The following is a 14,797-nucleotide window of genomic DNA, read 5'->3' as shown; positions in this document are numbered from 1 at the left end:
GCTCCCTTGCCCGCCAATCGGCGAGTCGGTGGGTGCTTCATGCGTAGAGTTTTCCTGGCGAGCGTCGCCCTGGCGTCGGGCCTGGCCGCCCAGCCTGCCTTCGCCGCGCCGGACCTGGACCTTCGCGACAACTACGCCCATCGGCGCTGCCACGGCGGCGAGAACACCGGGGAAGGGCTCACGGTCGGCGTGCCCGGGCAGGAGACCAAGGCCATCGCGGCGTCGCAAGGACGGGTCAAGCGCAGCGGCAAGATGCTGACGCTGGGCAAGGTCCGGCTGAAGACCCGGATGGTCGACGGCGAAGGCGACGGCGGCGAGGAGTTCGAATATCTGGGCGGCTGGGCGCGGTCTGGCCTCGAGGTGGTGTTCGTGCTGCGCTACGAGGACCTGGCCTGGCGCCTGATCGACCCGCGCAGCGGCCAGTCGGTCGAGATGGGCGGCCCGCCGTTGGCCTCGCCCGGCGGCAAGGCGATCGCGGCGGTGGGCGACGACAGCCTGATCAACGAGTTCAACGGCATAGAGATCGTCGACTACAAGGACGGCCGGTTCGAAAGCCAGGCGATCGACGCCGACTACGCCTGCGACCCGGTCTGGCTCAGCGACGAGGTGCTGCAGCTGAAGGTGCTGTCGCCGAAGTACCGCGACAGGAACGGCGAACTGCTGGCTGGCGAACTGCCGCTGTCGGCTTGGCGGACAACGAAGGTCGTGCGCAAGAACGGCGAGTGGACGCTTATTGCTCCTCACCCGTGAAACGGGGGAGGTGGCGCGATGCGAATACGCATCTTGACGGAGGGGGCGTCTAGCGGAGGGAACGCCCCCTCCGTCACGTCGCCGATGGCGCCGCGCCACCTCCCCCGCTACGCAGGGGAGGAGAGGATCAGGCCGAGGCGAAGATGCTGCGGAACAGCAGGGCGCCGTCTTCCGAGCCCAGGTCCGGGTCGAACGAGCGGTCGGGGTGGGGCATCAGGCCCAGCACGTTGCCCTTGGCGTTCATGATGCCGGCGATGTCGCGGGCCGAGCCGTTGGGATTGTCCTGGTAGCGGAACACCACCTGGCCTTCGCCCTCGATGCGGTCCAGGGTCTGTTCGTCGGCGAAGAAGTTGCCCTCGCCGTTGCCGACGGTCATCACGGCCGAGCGCTGCTCGCCGAAGCCGGCGGTGAAGCGGGTCTGGCTATTGACCACGTCCAGGACCACCGGCTTGCAGATGTATTTCAGCTTCTCGTTGCGCAGCAGGGCGCCGGGCAGCAGGCCCGCCTCGCACAGCACCTGGAAACCGTTGCAGATCCCGACCACCGCGACCCCGTCGTCGGCGGCCTTGATCACTTCGCGCATCACCGGGCTCTGGGCGGCCATGGCCCCGCAGCGCAGGTAGTCGCCGTAGGAGAAGCCGCCGGGCAGGACGATCAGGTCCAGGTCGTCCGGCAGGGCCGTCTCCTGGTGCCAGACCATCTCGACGCGGGCTCCGGCGGAGCGCTCGATGGCGACCTTGCAGTCACGATCGCAATTGGAACCGGGGAAGACGACGACGGCGGCTTTCATGGCGCGGGCCTGTAGCACCGTTCGCGAGGGTTGTCAGGGGGCGGGAGGTCTGATCGCGCGAATAGATTGTCATCCCGGACAAGTCCGGCGAAGCCGGGCGCAGATCCGGGACCGCCGGAAGCTCTGAGCTCACGCCCTGGTCCCGGATCTTCGCGCTGCGCGCTCGTCCGGGATGACAGTTCGAGTTGGCTACGCGCACTCGTCCAGCACCGGCTCCACCGTCGCCTCGTCCGGCGCGGGGAACGGGATCTTGAACGTGAAGGCCTGCGGCGTCGGGCCGTGGGCCTCCAGCAGGGCCAGCCTTTCCTTGGCTTCGTCGATGGTTGGCCGATGGCCGGCGGGGACCCACCACAGAACCATGTAGAGGTCCATGTGCTCGAACCATTCGCGGCGGCGGCGCATGAACTGCACGTGGCCGCTGCGATAGACATAGGCCCCCAGCGACGGGATGTCGGTCCAGACCGACATGTTGATAGCGATCAGCACGTCGTCGAACGGCTGCAGGTCGGTGGCGTTGTTGCCCTCGCCGGTCAGCCGCCAGACGAAGCCGGGCGAGGCCTCGGCCAGGGCGTTGATCGGGTCGAGGTTGTCGGCGAAGTCCTTGATCATCGGGTGGTCGATCGGCGCGCGCAGGCGACCGATATTGACCTGGGCCAGGTGAAACTTCGCGCTCATGGGGATCCCTCCGTGTTCACCGAACATGGGGCGGCCAGGCGGGAGCGGAAGGCGCCGCGCGAAGAAAAAGCGCCGCTCCCGGAGGAGGGCGCTTTTGGATACTGCTGGGGACATGCGCATGCGCATGTCCCCGATCGTTGTCTCGACTTCGCCTTAGGCGATCTCGACCCGGTAGCTCTCGATGACCGTGTTGGCCAGCAGCTTGTCGCACATGGCCTTGACCTCGGCCTCGGCCTTGGCGGCGTCGGTCTGCGTCAGGTCGAACTCGATGGTGCGGCCCACCCGCACGCCCGAGACGTCGGCCCAGCCCAGCCCGTGCAGGGCGGCTTCGACGGCCTTGCCCTGGACGTCGAGCACGCCGGGCTTGAGGAACACTTGAACCTTGGCTTTCATCGCGCTTCCAACCTTTAGCGCCCTCTCCCAGAGGGAGAGGGAGGGGCCCATGCGCAGCATGGGAGGGTGAGGGGTTACGGGGCCTGGCGGACGGGGTTTACCCCCTCATCCTCCCACGCGCCGAGCGGCGCGCGGGCCCCTCCTTCTCCCTCTGGGAGAAGGTTCAATCCGCTAGTGCACGCCGCCTTGGATGACGGTGGGCATTTCCTTCATGATGCCGAGGCGGCGGGCCACCTCGGTGTAGCTTTCGATGACATTGCCCAGGTCGCGGCGGAACCGGTCCTTGTCCATCTTCTCGTTGGTGGTCGAGTCCCACAGGCGGCAGCTGTCGGGGCTGATCTCGTCGGCCAGGATCACCCGGCTGAAGTCGCCTTCGTAGACGCGGCCGAACTCGATCTTGAAGTCCACCAGGGTGATGCCGACGCCGCTGAACAGGCCCGACAGATAGTCGTTCACCCGCAGGGCCATGGCCATCATGTCGTCGATCTCCTGGGTGGCGGCCCAGTTGAACGCGGTGATGTGCTCCTCGGAGACCATCGGGTCGCCCAGCTTGTCGTCCTTGTAGTAGAACTCGATGATCGAGCGCGGCAGCGGCGTGCCCTCGGCCAGGCCCAGGCGCGTGGCGATCGAGCCGGCGGCGATGTTGCGCACCACCACCTCGAGCGGAATGATCTCGACTTCCTTGATCAGTTGCTCGCGCAGGCTGAGGCGGCGGATGAAGTGGTTCTGCACGCCGATGCCGTTCAGGCGAGTCATGATGTACTCGCTGATACGGTTGTTGATCACGCCCTTGCCTTCGAGGACTGCCTTCTTCTGGGCGTTGAAGGCGGTGGCGTCGTCCTTGAAGTACTGGATGAGTGTGCCCGGCTCGGGGCCCTCGTACAGGATCTTGGCCTTGCCTTCGTAGATCTTCTTGCGGCGGGTGGTCATGGCTCTCGTCGAGGCCCTTCTGGTTGCGGCGCGCCCCCTGTCCGGAAACCGGTCCGGAAATCTCCGGAGAAACGAAAAGCGCGCGCGGCGGATAGCTGCGCGCGGCGTTCGACTCAAGGCCGCTCACGAAAAATGTCGTCCCGAAACTAGCTGAAGGCGGCCCCCGGCGCAAACAGCCCTAGCCGGATCGACGGGATTGTGAGCGGATCGGTGACGCTGCGGCGTTGCTTCCGATTGCTCGGCGGCTCGCCAGAGGATATGCAGCCGGCTCAGAGACTATTGGGGCTTTCATGACCACCTTCGACGAACGCGAACAGGGTTTCGAACGCAAGTTCGCGCTGGAGCAGGAACAGGAATTCAAGGCGACCGCCCGCCGTAACCGCCTGCTGGGCGAATGGGCGGCAGAACTGATGGGCCTGGCGACGGTCGAGGAGTACGCCCGCGCCGTGGTGAAGTCCGATTTCGAGCAGCCCGGCGACGAGGATGTGCTGCGCAAGGTCGCCGGCGACCTGAAGGGCTCGGGCGTCAATGTCGGCGAGGGCGAGGTCCGCCGGAAGATGGACGAGCTGCTGGCCCTGGCCCGCGGCCAGATCGCCGCCGGCGAATAGGATCGCCGCGGTCTTTCGCGAAATAATCTAACACCGCAGCAAGGCCCGGCCGCGACACCCGTCGCCGCCGGGCCTTGTCGTTTGCGCGGTCGGACGGTTGGGGCGCGACGCCCACGGACCAATTACGCCTTTTGGTTGTTAGAAAACAAGGTGACACGCAAAGGTTTTCTTGGGCGTCGCCAACGGCAGGATGTATCACGCTCGCATAAGGCGATCCTGAAGGGTCGTTCAATGCCAGGAGGATGCATCATGGCCGACGATATCGGTACGCTTCACACCCAGAAGGCCGGCGACAAGGTCGGGCTCTATTTCGTCAAGGCGGTGGTCGGCAACGTCGGCACGCCCGGCGCCCCGATCGTCAACCTGGCCCTCACCGTCCAGGCCGCCTCGGGCCATGTCAGCGGCATCGCCGAGGTCAACCAGGCGGTGCTGGGCGGCAATCACCGCTTCCCGGTCACCGGCCAGATCTACCAGACCGGTTTCGGTCCCAACCACCAACTGGTCTCGTTGAGCGGCGAGTTCGTCTACAGCGTGCCGCCGCCCGCCATCGGTTCGTTCCTGGCCAAGTTCACGGCGGCCCTGACGGTCGACCAGGCCTGGAACGGCTCGGGCGGGTTCAACTATCTCAACACCCACGTCGAGCATGTGCCGGTCAAGCACATCACCTGATCCCGACGACCCGAAGCGAAGGCCCGCGCCGTATGATGCGGCGCGGGCCTTTTCACGTCACCAGACCCGCGAGCGGGCCCCGGGCGCCAGGTAGTAGGCGTCGCCCGGCTTGACCCCGAAGGCGTCGTACCAGGCGTCGACATTGCGGGTGGGGCCGACCACGCGGAACGACGACGGGGCGTGCGGGTCGGAGGCCATCTGTTGCTTCAGCGAGTCGGGGCGCGACTTGTCCTGCCACGACTGGGCGAAGGCCAGGAACAGGCGCTGGTCGCCGGTCAGCCCGCCGATCACCGGGGCCGGCTTGCCGCCCAGCGAGGCGTGGTAGGCGTCCAGGGCCACCTGCAGGCCGGCCAGGTCGGCGATGTTCTCGCCCATGGTCAGCTTGCCGTTGATGTGGGCGCCGGGGACCGGCTCATAGGCGTCGTACTGCTTGCCCAGCACGTCGGCCTGGGCGTCGAAGCGCTTGGCGTCCTCGGCGGTCCACCAGTCGCGCAGCTTGCCGGTGGCGTCGATCTTGCGGCCCTGGTCGTCGAAGCCGTGGCTGATCTCGTGGCCGATCACCGCGCCGATCGCCCCGTAGTTCACCGCCGGGTCGGCCGCCGGATCGAAATAGGGCGCCTGCAGGATGCCGGCCGGGAAGACGATCTTGTTCTCCAGCCCGCCGTTATAGGCGTTGACGGTCTGCGGGGTCATGCCCCACTTGCCGTGGTCGACCGGCTTGCCCAGGTCGCTCAGCGTATAGGCCCACTCGAAGCGCCGGCTGGCCGCGACATTGCCGTACAGATCATTGGCGTCCAGCTTCAGGCCCGAATAGTCGCGCCACTTGTCGGGATAGCCGACCATCACCTGCATCTTGCTCAGCTTGGTCAGGGCCTCGGCCTTGGTCGCCGGACTCATCCACGGCGCCTTCTGGATCCGCGCCGCCATGGCCGTCTTCAGATTGGCGATCAGATCGACCATCTGGGCCTTGGAGCTGGGCGGGAAATATTTGGCGACATAGGTCTGGCCAACCACCTCGCCCAGGCTGCCGTCGACCAGCTGCACGCCGCGCTTCCAGCGGGGCCGCAGGGCCGACTGGCCGCTCAGGACCTTGGTGTACGCAAAGCGGCTGTCGACGAAGCGCTTGGACAGGTAGGGCGAGGTCTCGGCGACGATGTTGAAGGTCTGCCAGGCCTTCAACGTCTCCAGCGGCGTCTCGTCATAGATCTTGGCGATGTCGCGCACGGCGGTCTTCTCGCCCAGCACCACCTTGGTCAGGCCCGGCATGCCGGCCGCGGCCAGGTACGGCGTCCAGGGAAAGGGCGCGAAGGTCGCCAGCTCGGCCGCGGTGGCCGGGTTGTAGGTCTTGTCGATGTCGCGGCGGTCGGCGACCGGCCAGCTGGCCTGGGCGATCCGGGTCTCGAAGGCCACGACATCGGCGGCGTTCTTGGCCGGGTCCGGATAGCCGGCCATCTTCAGGGCCCGCTCGACGAAGGCGGTATAGGCCGCCAGCTGCGGCTTGAAGTCGTCGGTCAGGTAGTAGTCGCGGTCGGGCAGGCCCAGGCCCGCCTGGCCGACATAGAGGGTGTTGACCTCCGGGTTCTTGGCGTCCGGATAGATGTCCAGCGAGAAGACGCCGCTGCCGAAGCCGCCCTGGGCCTGGCCCATGGCGACGGCGAAGTCGGCCTTGGTCCTGATCGCGGCGATCCTGGCCAGGTCCGCCTTCAGCGGCTTGTCGTCGACCGCCTCGACCTTGGCCTCGTCGATGAAGCTCTTGTAGAGCGCGCCGATCGGGGTGGACGGATCGGCCGTCTCGATCAGGGTGCGCAGCTGATCCTGCGAGCGGTTGTAGACGTCGTAGCCGACGCCGGCCGAGGCCTGGTCGTCGGGAATCTGGGTGCGCGCCGCCCAGGCGCCGTTGGCGTACTTGTCGAAGTCGGCGCCCGGCGACACCGAGCGGTCGCCGGCGGTCAGGTCGACGCCCCAGTCGCCGTACATCGCCTTGGTCGGCGGATCGGCCGCCAGGGCCGCGGCGGGCAGGGTCGTGGCCAAGATGGTCGTGGACAGGGCGGCCGCCGAAACGGCGGCCAGCAGGAACAGGCGCATAGGAAAGGTCTCCCCTCGAGGCCGGCGATGCTGCCCTAGTTCCGGGCGGGGCGCAGATGAAAATGCTGTAATGTCCCGCCGCCGTCGTGATTTGCCTTTTCGCACGACTTAGCTAACATGCTTAGCTAAGCGGAGGCCCCGGATGACCGTCGTCACCATCCACTACGCCAAGACCAATCTTTCCCGTCTGCTGGCCGAGGTCGAGGCCGGCGGCGAGGTCGTGATCGCCCGCGGCAAGACGCCGGTAGCGCGGTTGGTGCCGGAGCCGGTCGAAACGCCCAAGCCCAAGCGTCAGGCTGGGATGTGGAAGGGACGGGAAGGTTTCGGCCTCACGGAGAGCTTCTTCGATCCGCTGCCTGATGATGAACTCGCCCTGTGGAACGGCGAGGGCGATTGAGGCTGCTGCTGGACACGCACGCGCTGATCTGGTGGGGACACCAGGATCCGCGGCTTGGCGCGGCGGCGATGGCCGCCATCGCCGCCGAAGGCTCGACGGTCTTCGTCAGCGCCGCATCGGCCATGGAAATCACCACCAAGCACCGCATCGGCAAGCTCCCCGAGGCCGCCGTGCTGGCGGCGCGGTTCGAGAGCGAGATCGAAGCGCTGGGCTTCCATCCCTTGTCGGTGACCTTGACCCACGCCCGGTTCGCCGGTTCGCTGACGATCCCGCACAAGGACCCCTTCGACCGGCTGCTGATCGCCCAGGCGATCGTCGAGGGCATGTTGCTGGTCTCGAACGAGGCGGTCTTCGACGGCTACGGCGTCAGCCGGCTCTGGTAGGCAGGAAGGCCCGCAGCCTGTTCCAGAGCGCGGCCTTCTGCTCGAACGACCGCGCCGCGTGGGCCGGGCTGGAGGAGGGCAGGGCCAGGGTGGGGAGGCGGCCCAAGATCAGCTTGTCGCCCAGCTTCGCCGCCGTCCCGCCGTTGAAGGCCACGGCGCGCAGGGCGGGCAGGGTGTCGATCAGGGCGACCAGGTCGTTGGCGGCCGGATCGCGGATGGCGGCGTCGAGGCTGCCGGGCCGCTCGGCCTCGGCGATCACGTCCCACAGGCCCACGCCCCGCGCGAGCAAGGCGGCCAAGCGCGTTTCATAGGCCAGCGCGACCAGCGGCGTGTCGAGCACGCCCTCCATCAGCCGCCAGAAGGCGTTCCGGGGGTTGCCGTAATACTGCCCCGCGGCCAGTGAGGCCTCGCCCGGCAGGCTGCCCAGGATCAGGACGCGGGTGCTTGCGTCGACGACGGGTGGAAAGCCGGACTTTCGGATCATGTTCGACGCTCTTGCACCATCGTCGAACATTCTCAAAGCCTGTCATCCCGGACGAGCGCGCAGCGCGAAGATCCGGGACCGACGCGTGAACTCAGCGCTTGCGGCGGTCCCGGATCGGCGGCCCTTCGGGCCTTGTCCGGGACGACAGGAAGGCGCGCTCAGCCCTGCTCGCCGAACACCCGCTTGAAGATCACGTCGACGTTCTTGGTGTGGTAGCCGTAGTCGAACAGCTCTTCCAGTTCGGCGTCTGACAAGGCCTTCGACACGACCGGATCAGCCTTCAGGAAGTCGATGAACCGGCCTTCGCCGCGCCACACCTTCATCGAATTGCCCTGCACGGCGGCATAGGCGTCCTCGCGCGACACGCCCTTCTGGGTCAGGGCCAGCATCACCCGTTGCGAGAACACCAGGCCCCCCAGCTTGTCCAGGTTCCTGGCCATGTTGTCGGGATAGATGTTGAAGCGCTCGATCACCCCGGCCAGGCGGCGCAGGGCGAAGTCCAGGTGGATGGTGGCGTCCGGCCCGATGCCGCGCTCGACCGACGAGTGGCTGATGTCGCGCTCGTGCCAGAGGGCGACGTTCTCCAGGGCCGGGGTCACCGCCGAGCGGACCAGCCGGGCCAGGCCCGTCAGGTTCTCGGTCAGGATCGGGTTGCGCTTGTGCGGCATCGCCGAGCTGCCCTTCTGACCGACCTCGAACGGCTCCTCGGCCTCCAGCACCTCCGTTCGCTGCAGGTGGCGGATCTCGGTCGCCAGGCGCTCGACCGACGAGGCGACCACGCCCAGGGCGCAGAAATAGGCCGCGTGGCGGTCGCGGGGGATCACCTGGGTCGAGACCGGCTCGACCGTCAGGCCCATCTTGTCGGCCACGTGCTGCTCGACCCGCGGATCGACATTGGCGAAGGTGCCGACCGCGCCGCTGATCGCGCAGGTGGCGATCTCGAACCTGGCCATCGCCAGCCGCTCCTTGGCGCGCTGGAACTCGGCGTAGTAGCCGGCCAGCTTCAGGCCGAAGGTGATGGGTTCGGCGTGGATGCCGTGGCTGCGGCCCACGCACACCGTCATCTTGTGTTCCAGGGCCCGCCGCTTCAGGGCGGCCAGCAGCAGGTCGACGTCCTCGATCAGCAGATCGGTGGCCTTGGAAAGCTGCACGGCGAAGCAGGTGTCCAGCACGTCGCTGCTGGTCATGCCCTGGTGCAGGAACCGGGCCTCGGGGCCGACGATTTCCGACACGTGGGTCAGGAAGGCGATGACGTCATGCTTGGTGACCCGCTCGATCTCGTCGATGCGGTCGCTGTCCCAGACCGCGTCGCGGCCCTTTTCCCAGATCGTCTGGGCGGCGAGCTTGGGGATCACCCCGATCTCGGCCATGGCGTCGGCGGCGTGGGCCTCGATCTCGAACCAGATCTTGTACTTGGTCTGGCTGGACCAGATGGCGGCGGCTTCGGGGCGGGAATAGCGGCTGATCATGAGGCGGGCGTTTGGTCCCGTCCGCCGGGGGAGTCAAGGGAAGGGGATTATTACTTGGGATGAAGGCCTGAGCGTTTCCAGAAGGGCGCTTCCCTCCCCCTTGCGGGGAGGGTGGCCCGCGTAGCGGGTCGGGTGGGGAGCGGTGCAGGGCGTTTGATGGGTTTGCTGGCTGACTCAGCAGGCCCCCACCCGACCCTGGCGCTGCCGGGGCCACCCTCCCCACGAGGGGGAGGGAAGGGCTCTATGCTCGGCGCTCAGGAATCAAAGTCTAGAAATTTCAATGCCTTGAACTTTCTCGACCTGATTTGATCCCCACCCCTTCAGACCGCCCTTATCCTGATCCCACCTGAAGGCACGGGGAGGGCGCACGTACGGCGACCGATGCGGCTTTCGGGGGTGGTCGAGCGGGAAGCGTTTGTCGGTGGTCTTCAGTGACAACCTTTCGCGACGGCCTGGGCAGGTTCCCCTTAGTCGGGACGAAACCCAGGCGGCGGAGGATCGGCAAGCGCAACAGGCACGGGCTGAAATCGCCCATGCGGTCCGGAGCACGCCAATGCTCCGCCCGTCGGGGGCCTCCATCGGAGCGGGTTAAAAATCCGCGACCCGAAGGCTTCCGGATAACGGCCGCGCGAAGCGCTCGTCTTCGTCGAAACGGTACAAAACATCAAAGCTACTCCGGGCGAGGCCCGGGCGCTTCGCACCCTTCCCATCAAGCTCAGCGGGTTTCCGCGTGAGGCGGCGAAGCCGTGCACTCAAGATCCTCCCCCTCTGGGGGAGGTGTCGGCGCAGCCGACGGTGGGGGGAGTGATCGGCCGATGGCCACAGCCCGGCTCGACGATCCTAGCACTCCCCCCACCGGCCTTCGGCCGCCTCCCCCACAGGGGGAGGAATTTAGGCCTGCGCCGCCGCCCGCTCCCGCATGTGCTTGACCATGCCGATCGCCGCCAGCGCGTAGTGCAGGGCGGCCCAGGCGTAGAAGCACAGCGAGACGATGATGCCCTGCTGGGTCGCCCGGGCCATGGCGCCGTGACAGGCCTTGGCCAGGTCGGCGGGCGAGCCCTTGGGAGCCAGGCCGCCCGGGCACTGGGCGGTGAAGCTGGCCGCGCCGGGGTCGGTGAACGACCCGCCCAGGGCGTGGAAGATCGAGGAGGCCTCCGGATGGTTGAAGTGGAACCGCGCCAGGTGGTCGATCAGCCAGCCGGTGAACACCGGCCCGCCGCCAAGGGCGATCAAATTGAGGAAGAAGAACAGCAGGGCCGTGGCCGTCGCCCGGCGGCGCGGCTCGACCGAGTTTTGGACCACGCCGAAGGTCGGGGCCAGATAGGTATAGTGGAAGATGCCCGGGACCAGCAGGATCAGGGCGGTGGTCTGCCAGTTGGTCTGCAGGTAGGCGGTGATGTAGATCGGGGTGCAGATCAGCAGGCCCAGGGCCGGCACCAGGGCGTACCACTTGGCGCTGCGCTTGCCCGACCAGTCGGTCAGGAAGCCGCCGACCAGGGTGCCGACCCCGGCCGAGAAGCCGCCGATCAGGCCGACGATCAGGCCCACCTGGGCCAGGCCCAGCCCGTAGGTGCGGACGAAGTAGGGCGGTACGAACGCTCCGGAGCCGTACGAGCCGAACGAGGCGATGGTCACGCCCAGCATCATGTGCAGCACCGGCCACTTGCCGAACAGCACGGCCATCACCGCGCCCAGTTCCCTGAACTCATTGACCAGCGAGAACGGCGGCTTGGCCGGCTCGACAACCACGTCCTCGGCCTCCAGCGGCCGTTCCTTGACCTCCGAATGGCCGCGCGGCGGCTCCTTGACGATCAGCTTGACCAGCACGGCCAGCAGGATGCCGGGCAGGCCGACGATCACGAAGGCCACGCGCCAGCTGAACTCCTGGGCCAGCCAGCCGCCGGCCACCGCCCCGAACATCGTGCCCAGGGGAATGCCGAACGAATAGATCGACAGGGCCGAGGCGCGCTGCTTGGGCGCGTAATAGTCGCTGATCAGCGAGTGGCTGGGCGGCGAGCAGCCGGCCTCGCCGACCCCGACGCCGAAGCGGTAGAGGGCCAGCTGGGCGAAGCTGGAGGCGCTGCCGCACAGGGCCGTGAAGCCCGACCAGATGACCAGCGAGATCGAGATGATCGTCACCCGGTTCCAGCGCTCGGCCATCCGGGCGATCGGAATGCCCAGCAGGGTGTAGAGCAGGGCGAAGTACAGGCCGCCCAGCAGGCCCAGCTGGGTGTCGGTCAGCTTGAGGTCGACCTTGATGGCCTGGCCGATGGTGGCGATGATCGTGCGGTCGATGAAGTTGAAGGTGTAGGTGGCGAGCAGGAGCCCCAGCACCGCGGCCTTGTAGCCCTTCGAATACAGCGGCTGTGCGCCGGCTTGCGAAACTGGCGGCATCGCGCCGGCTTGCGACAATGGCGGCTTCGCGCCGCCCGGCGTCTTCGCCTGCGCCATCCTCGGCCTCTCCCTTCAAACATTTGTTCTAATCGTTGGGCCGACTGTAGACGTAACGGAAGCGCCAAGGCCAGAGGGGAAATCGCGGCGGTTTGGCGGCGCGTTGATGAACGCTGGACAACGAGAGCGCCCAGGTCCGTTCAGGCGCGAAGGTCTTCAATGGGCCCATGGCCGCGACAGACGGTCTTGCACGAGGTCCGCCATGCACGCCTTGCCCCGCCCACGTCCCGCGCCGGTCGCCCGGTCCGCCGAGATCGTTCCGTTCGAGGAGCTGAACCGCGCCCGAACGCTCCGCGCCCTGGCCCGCGACCCCGGCCCGCCCGCCGAACCGCACCCCTGGGCCTATGTCTTTCCGCGAGCGCCGGCCGGCGAAAACGACTAGGCGAGGGCGCGCGGCGTTGTCCCGGGCTGGCGGTCAGGCTAAGCCCTGGCCAACGCTCGCTCGCCCAATGGTCGCTCGCCAAGGAGATTCGCCATGGAACTCGTCGTCGGCACCAAGAAGTGGTCCACCTGGTCGCTGCGTCCCTGGTTGGCGCTGAAGCGCACCGGGCAGCCGTTCAAGGAGACCGTGGTCGAGCTGCGCCAGGCCGGGACCTCCGAGACCGAGATCGCCAGGCATTCGCCCAGCCACCTGGTGCCGGTGCTCAAGGACGGCGACCTGGCGATCTGGGATTCCCTGGCGATCTGCGAATACCTGGCCGAGACGTTCCCGGCCGCCAAGCTGTGGCCCGACGACACCGCGTCGCGGGCCCTGGGCCGGTCGGCGGCGGCCGAGATGCATTCAGGCTTCACCTCGCTGCGCGGCGAATGCCCGATGGCGCTGGAGGAAACGCCGCGGGTCGTGGCGATCTCCGAGGCCACCCAGAAGGACGTGCGCAAGATCGTCGAGCGCTGGAACCAGCTGCTCAAGCGCTCGGGCGGACCGTTCCTGCTGGGCGACTGGTCGATCGCCGACGCCTTCTACACCCCGGTGGCGACCCGGTTCCGCACCTATGGCGTCCACCTGTCGGACTACGGCGACACCGGTCCGGCCGGCGCCTATGCCGAGCGCCTGCTGGAAACGCCGGAGTTCCTGGCCTGGGAAGCCGACAGCCTGGCCTGAACTCAGTCCTGCGCCGGGAACATCGCGAAATAGGGCTCGGCCTCCTGCAGCACCCGCGCGAACGACGGGCGGGCCAGCAGGCGGTCGAGATAGGCCGAGACGACGGGATGGGCCTCGCCCAGCGGCGCCACCTTGTTGGCGTAGAACAGGGCCGGGGCCGCCGCGCAGTCGGCCAGGCTGAACGCCTCGCCCGCCGCCCAGGGCCGCCCCGCCAGCTGGGTCTCCAGCAGGTCGTAGGCCATGGCCAACTGGGCCCGGGCGTGGGCGACGCCGTGCGGGTCCTTGGCCTCGGCCGGCCGGATCCGGTCGCCGACGATCTTCTGCATCGACTCCTGGACATAGTTGTCGAACAGGCGGTCCAGCAGCCGCACCCGCAGGGCGGCTTCCGGCTCGTCGGGGATGAACCGCACTGGGCCGGGATAGGCGGCCTGCAGGTATTCGATGATGATCGAGGTTTCCGGAACCGTGCGGTCGCGAGCCTTGTCGACCAGCAGCGGCATCTTGGCCGTCGGCCACAGCGCCTTGAACGCGGCGACCACCGCGGGGTCGCTCAGGTCGACCAGATGGGCCTCGAACGGCGTGTCGTTCTCGTAAAGGGCGATCAGCACCTTCCAGCAGTACGAGGCCAGTGGGTGCATGTGCAGCGTCAGGGACATGGGATCTCCGGGGATCGGGTCGGGGACACGCCCTTGGACGTGCCCCCGGTCATTGGCGCGGGTAGGGCGTCAGGCGTCTTCGCCCTGGCGCTCCAGCTCGGCCGCCAGCTTTTCGTAGAGGTCGCGGCATCCGGCCTCGCGCTGGGCGGGGATGTCGTAGCCGTCCAGGAACGCGCCCTGCTCGGTGTAGGTCAGGCGCGTGCCCTTGCCCTCGGGCTTCAGCTCGATCGTGGCGACCGACACCGAGATGCGGTTTCCCTCGATGTCCATGGCGTAGGCGCTGATGATCCGCTGGTCCGGGACGATGTCCCAGTAGGTGGTCTCGTTGAGAATGGTCATCTTGCCGTCGGGGCTGAAGCGGCCGTGCTCCTGGCCGCCGACCCGGAAGTCGTAGGTATATTCGGCCACCGGCCAGCCCTCGGACTTCACGAACCAGCGGTCGCGCGCCTCGGAATTGGAGAACGCCTTGAACACCCGGGCCGGCGAGGCGTCGTAGACCCGGTTGATGACGAAGGTGGCGTGGACGACGGAGCGTTCGGTCATGGTCGTATCCTCTTGCGTGTGTTGAAGGTCAGTCTTCTTCGTCGCCGGCCGTGGCGCGCAGATACTCCCCCAGGCGGTCGAGCTTGCGTTCCATGAGCACGCGGCGTTCGTTGATCCAGGTCTCGGCGGCGCTGAGCGCCTCCGGTTCCAGGCGGCAGGTCCGCACCCGTCCGACCTTCTCCGAGCGGATCAGGCCGCTGCCCTCCAGCAGCTGCAGGTGCTGCATCACCGAGGGCAGGGACATGGCCAGGGGCTGGGCCAGTTCGCTGACCGAGGCCGGGCCGGCGCAGAGCCGCTCGACGATGCTGCGCCGGCTGGGATCGGCCAGCGCCTGGAACATCAGGTCGAGCGAGGGTTGTTGGTTAGTCATGTGCCTAAGTATCGTCGGGTCGCGTTCGGCGTCAAGAGATAG

The 14,797-nt window shown here is 67.5% G+C and carries 18 protein-coding genes; 7 read left to right on the top strand and 11 right to left on the bottom strand.

The window, feature by feature from the left end:
• Nucleotides 1-39: 39 nt before the first annotated feature.
• Nucleotides 40-750 carry a hypothetical protein gene (locus tag ACSQ2G_RS19055; RefSeq protein ID WP_436033529.1) on the top strand — a complete coding sequence of 237 codons (711 nt, stop codon included), beginning with the start codon at nucleotides 40-42 and terminating at the stop codon, nucleotides 748-750.
• Nucleotides 751-877: 127 nt separating this feature from the next.
• Here the strand turns inward: ACSQ2G_RS19055 and purQ are convergent, their stop codons facing one another.
• From purQ to purC, 4 genes are all read right to left on the bottom strand, one after another.
• Nucleotides 878-1,540 carry a phosphoribosylformylglycinamidine synthase subunit PurQ gene (purQ, locus tag ACSQ2G_RS19050; RefSeq protein WP_436033528.1) on the bottom strand — a complete coding sequence of 221 codons (663 nt, stop codon included), beginning with the start codon at nucleotides 1,538-1,540 and terminating at the stop codon, nucleotides 878-880.
• 189 nt (nucleotides 1,541-1,729) lie between these two features.
• A complete protein-coding gene (locus ACSQ2G_RS19045; protein ID WP_436033527.1) occupies nucleotides 1,730-2,215 on the bottom strand; it encodes a DUF3291 domain-containing protein in 486 nt (161 codons plus the stop codon).
• Nucleotides 2,216-2,368: 153 nt separating this feature from the next.
• On the bottom strand, nucleotides 2,369-2,608 hold the full coding sequence (gene purS / locus ACSQ2G_RS19040) for a phosphoribosylformylglycinamidine synthase subunit PurS (protein ID WP_056756332.1): 240 nt from the start codon (nucleotides 2,606-2,608) through the stop codon (nucleotides 2,369-2,371).
• 171 nt (nucleotides 2,609-2,779) lie between these two features.
• On the bottom strand, nucleotides 2,780-3,538 hold the full coding sequence (purC, locus tag ACSQ2G_RS19035; RefSeq protein WP_028040001.1) for a phosphoribosylaminoimidazolesuccinocarboxamide synthase: 759 nt from the start codon (nucleotides 3,536-3,538) through the stop codon (nucleotides 2,780-2,782).
• 290 nt (nucleotides 3,539-3,828) lie between these two features.
• Between purC and ACSQ2G_RS19030 the strand changes: the two genes are divergently transcribed.
• Together ACSQ2G_RS19030 and ACSQ2G_RS19025 are read left to right on the top strand one after the other, a co-directional pair.
• Complete coding sequence (locus ACSQ2G_RS19030; RefSeq protein ID WP_028040000.1) at nucleotides 3,829-4,146, top strand: DUF1476 domain-containing protein; 318 nt, start codon at nucleotides 3,829-3,831, stop codon at nucleotides 4,144-4,146.
• Between the two features lie 249 nt (nucleotides 4,147-4,395).
• Nucleotides 4,396-4,815 carry a DUF1842 domain-containing protein gene (locus ACSQ2G_RS19025; protein ID WP_436033525.1) on the top strand — a complete coding sequence of 140 codons (420 nt, stop codon included), beginning with the start codon at nucleotides 4,396-4,398 and terminating at the stop codon, nucleotides 4,813-4,815.
• A 57-nt stretch (nucleotides 4,816-4,872) separates the two neighbouring features.
• Here ACSQ2G_RS19025 and ACSQ2G_RS19020 read toward each other — a convergent pair whose 3' ends face one another.
• The gene (locus tag ACSQ2G_RS19020; RefSeq protein WP_436033523.1) at nucleotides 4,873-6,900 is read right to left on the bottom strand and encodes a M13 family metallopeptidase; all 2,028 of its coding nucleotides are present in this window, start codon (nucleotides 6,898-6,900) and stop codon (nucleotides 4,873-4,875) included.
• Nucleotides 6,901-7,042: 142 nt separating this feature from the next.
• On the opposite strand from ACSQ2G_RS19020, the gene ACSQ2G_RS19015 reads away from it, so the two are divergent.
• Together ACSQ2G_RS19015 and ACSQ2G_RS19010 are read left to right on the top strand one after the other, a co-directional pair.
• The gene (locus tag ACSQ2G_RS19015; RefSeq protein ID WP_436033521.1) at nucleotides 7,043-7,297 is read left to right on the top strand and encodes a type II toxin-antitoxin system Phd/YefM family antitoxin; all 255 of its coding nucleotides are present in this window, start codon (nucleotides 7,043-7,045) and stop codon (nucleotides 7,295-7,297) included.
• Nucleotides 7,294-7,680, top strand: a complete 387-nt coding sequence (locus ACSQ2G_RS19010; RefSeq protein ID WP_436033519.1) for a type II toxin-antitoxin system VapC family toxin — start codon at nucleotides 7,294-7,296, stop codon at nucleotides 7,678-7,680. The genes ACSQ2G_RS19015 and ACSQ2G_RS19010 overlap by 4 nt, the downstream gene beginning before the upstream one ends.
• Here the strand turns inward: ACSQ2G_RS19010 and ACSQ2G_RS19005 are convergent.
• The 3 genes from ACSQ2G_RS19005 to ACSQ2G_RS18995 all read right to left on the bottom strand — a co-directional run bounded on the left by ACSQ2G_RS19005 (nucleotide 7,664) and on the right by ACSQ2G_RS18995 (nucleotide 12,027).
• Nucleotides 7,664-8,164, bottom strand: coding sequence for a DNA-deoxyinosine glycosylase (locus tag ACSQ2G_RS19005; RefSeq protein ID WP_436033517.1), 501 nt, complete (start codon nucleotides 8,162-8,164; stop codon nucleotides 7,664-7,666). The genes ACSQ2G_RS19010 and ACSQ2G_RS19005 overlap by 17 nt on opposite strands.
• 158 nt (nucleotides 8,165-8,322) lie before the next feature.
• On the bottom strand, nucleotides 8,323-9,633 hold the full coding sequence (gene purB / locus ACSQ2G_RS19000; protein ID WP_436033515.1) for an adenylosuccinate lyase: 1,311 nt from the start codon (nucleotides 9,631-9,633) through the stop codon (nucleotides 8,323-8,325).
• An 891-nt stretch (nucleotides 9,634-10,524) separates the two neighbouring features.
• Entirely contained in the window at nucleotides 10,525-12,027 is a 1,503-nt protein-coding gene (locus ACSQ2G_RS18995) for a spinster family MFS transporter (protein WP_436033760.1), read from the bottom strand.
• Nucleotides 12,028-12,286: 259 nt separating this feature from the next.
• Here ACSQ2G_RS18995 and ACSQ2G_RS18990 point away from each other — a divergent pair, with 259 nt between their 5' ends.
• A complete protein-coding gene (locus ACSQ2G_RS18990; protein WP_436033513.1) occupies nucleotides 12,287-12,466 on the top strand; it encodes a hypothetical protein in 180 nt (59 codons plus the stop codon).
• A 93-nt stretch (nucleotides 12,467-12,559) separates the two neighbouring features.
• Nucleotides 12,560-13,186 (top strand): glutathione S-transferase family protein, encoded by a 627-nt coding sequence (locus ACSQ2G_RS18985; RefSeq protein WP_436033511.1) that lies wholly within the window; start codon nucleotides 12,560-12,562, stop codon nucleotides 13,184-13,186.
• A gap of 2 nt (nucleotides 13,187-13,188) precedes the next feature.
• Here ACSQ2G_RS18985 and ACSQ2G_RS18980 read toward each other — a convergent pair whose 3' ends face one another.
• From ACSQ2G_RS18980 to ACSQ2G_RS18970, 3 genes are all read right to left on the bottom strand, one after another.
• Entirely contained in the window at nucleotides 13,189-13,842 is a 654-nt protein-coding gene (locus ACSQ2G_RS18980; protein WP_436033509.1) for a glutathione S-transferase family protein, read from the bottom strand.
• Between the two features lie 69 nt (nucleotides 13,843-13,911).
• On the bottom strand, nucleotides 13,912-14,385 hold the full coding sequence (locus tag ACSQ2G_RS18975) for an SRPBCC family protein (RefSeq protein WP_436033507.1): 474 nt from the start codon (nucleotides 14,383-14,385) through the stop codon (nucleotides 13,912-13,914).
• A 28-nt stretch (nucleotides 14,386-14,413) separates the two neighbouring features.
• The gene (locus tag ACSQ2G_RS18970; protein WP_436033505.1) at nucleotides 14,414-14,755 is read right to left on the bottom strand and encodes an ArsR/SmtB family transcription factor; all 342 of its coding nucleotides are present in this window, start codon (nucleotides 14,753-14,755) and stop codon (nucleotides 14,414-14,416) included.
• Nucleotides 14,756-14,797: the final 42 nt, after the last annotated feature.

It is taken from the genome of Caulobacter sp. LjRoot300 (genome assembly GCF_964253875.1).
Lineage (GTDB): Bacteria > Pseudomonadota > Alphaproteobacteria > Caulobacterales > Caulobacteraceae > Caulobacter.
Note: the sequence above shows the minus strand (reverse complement) of the source record. Positions and strands in the feature narration are given on the sequence as shown.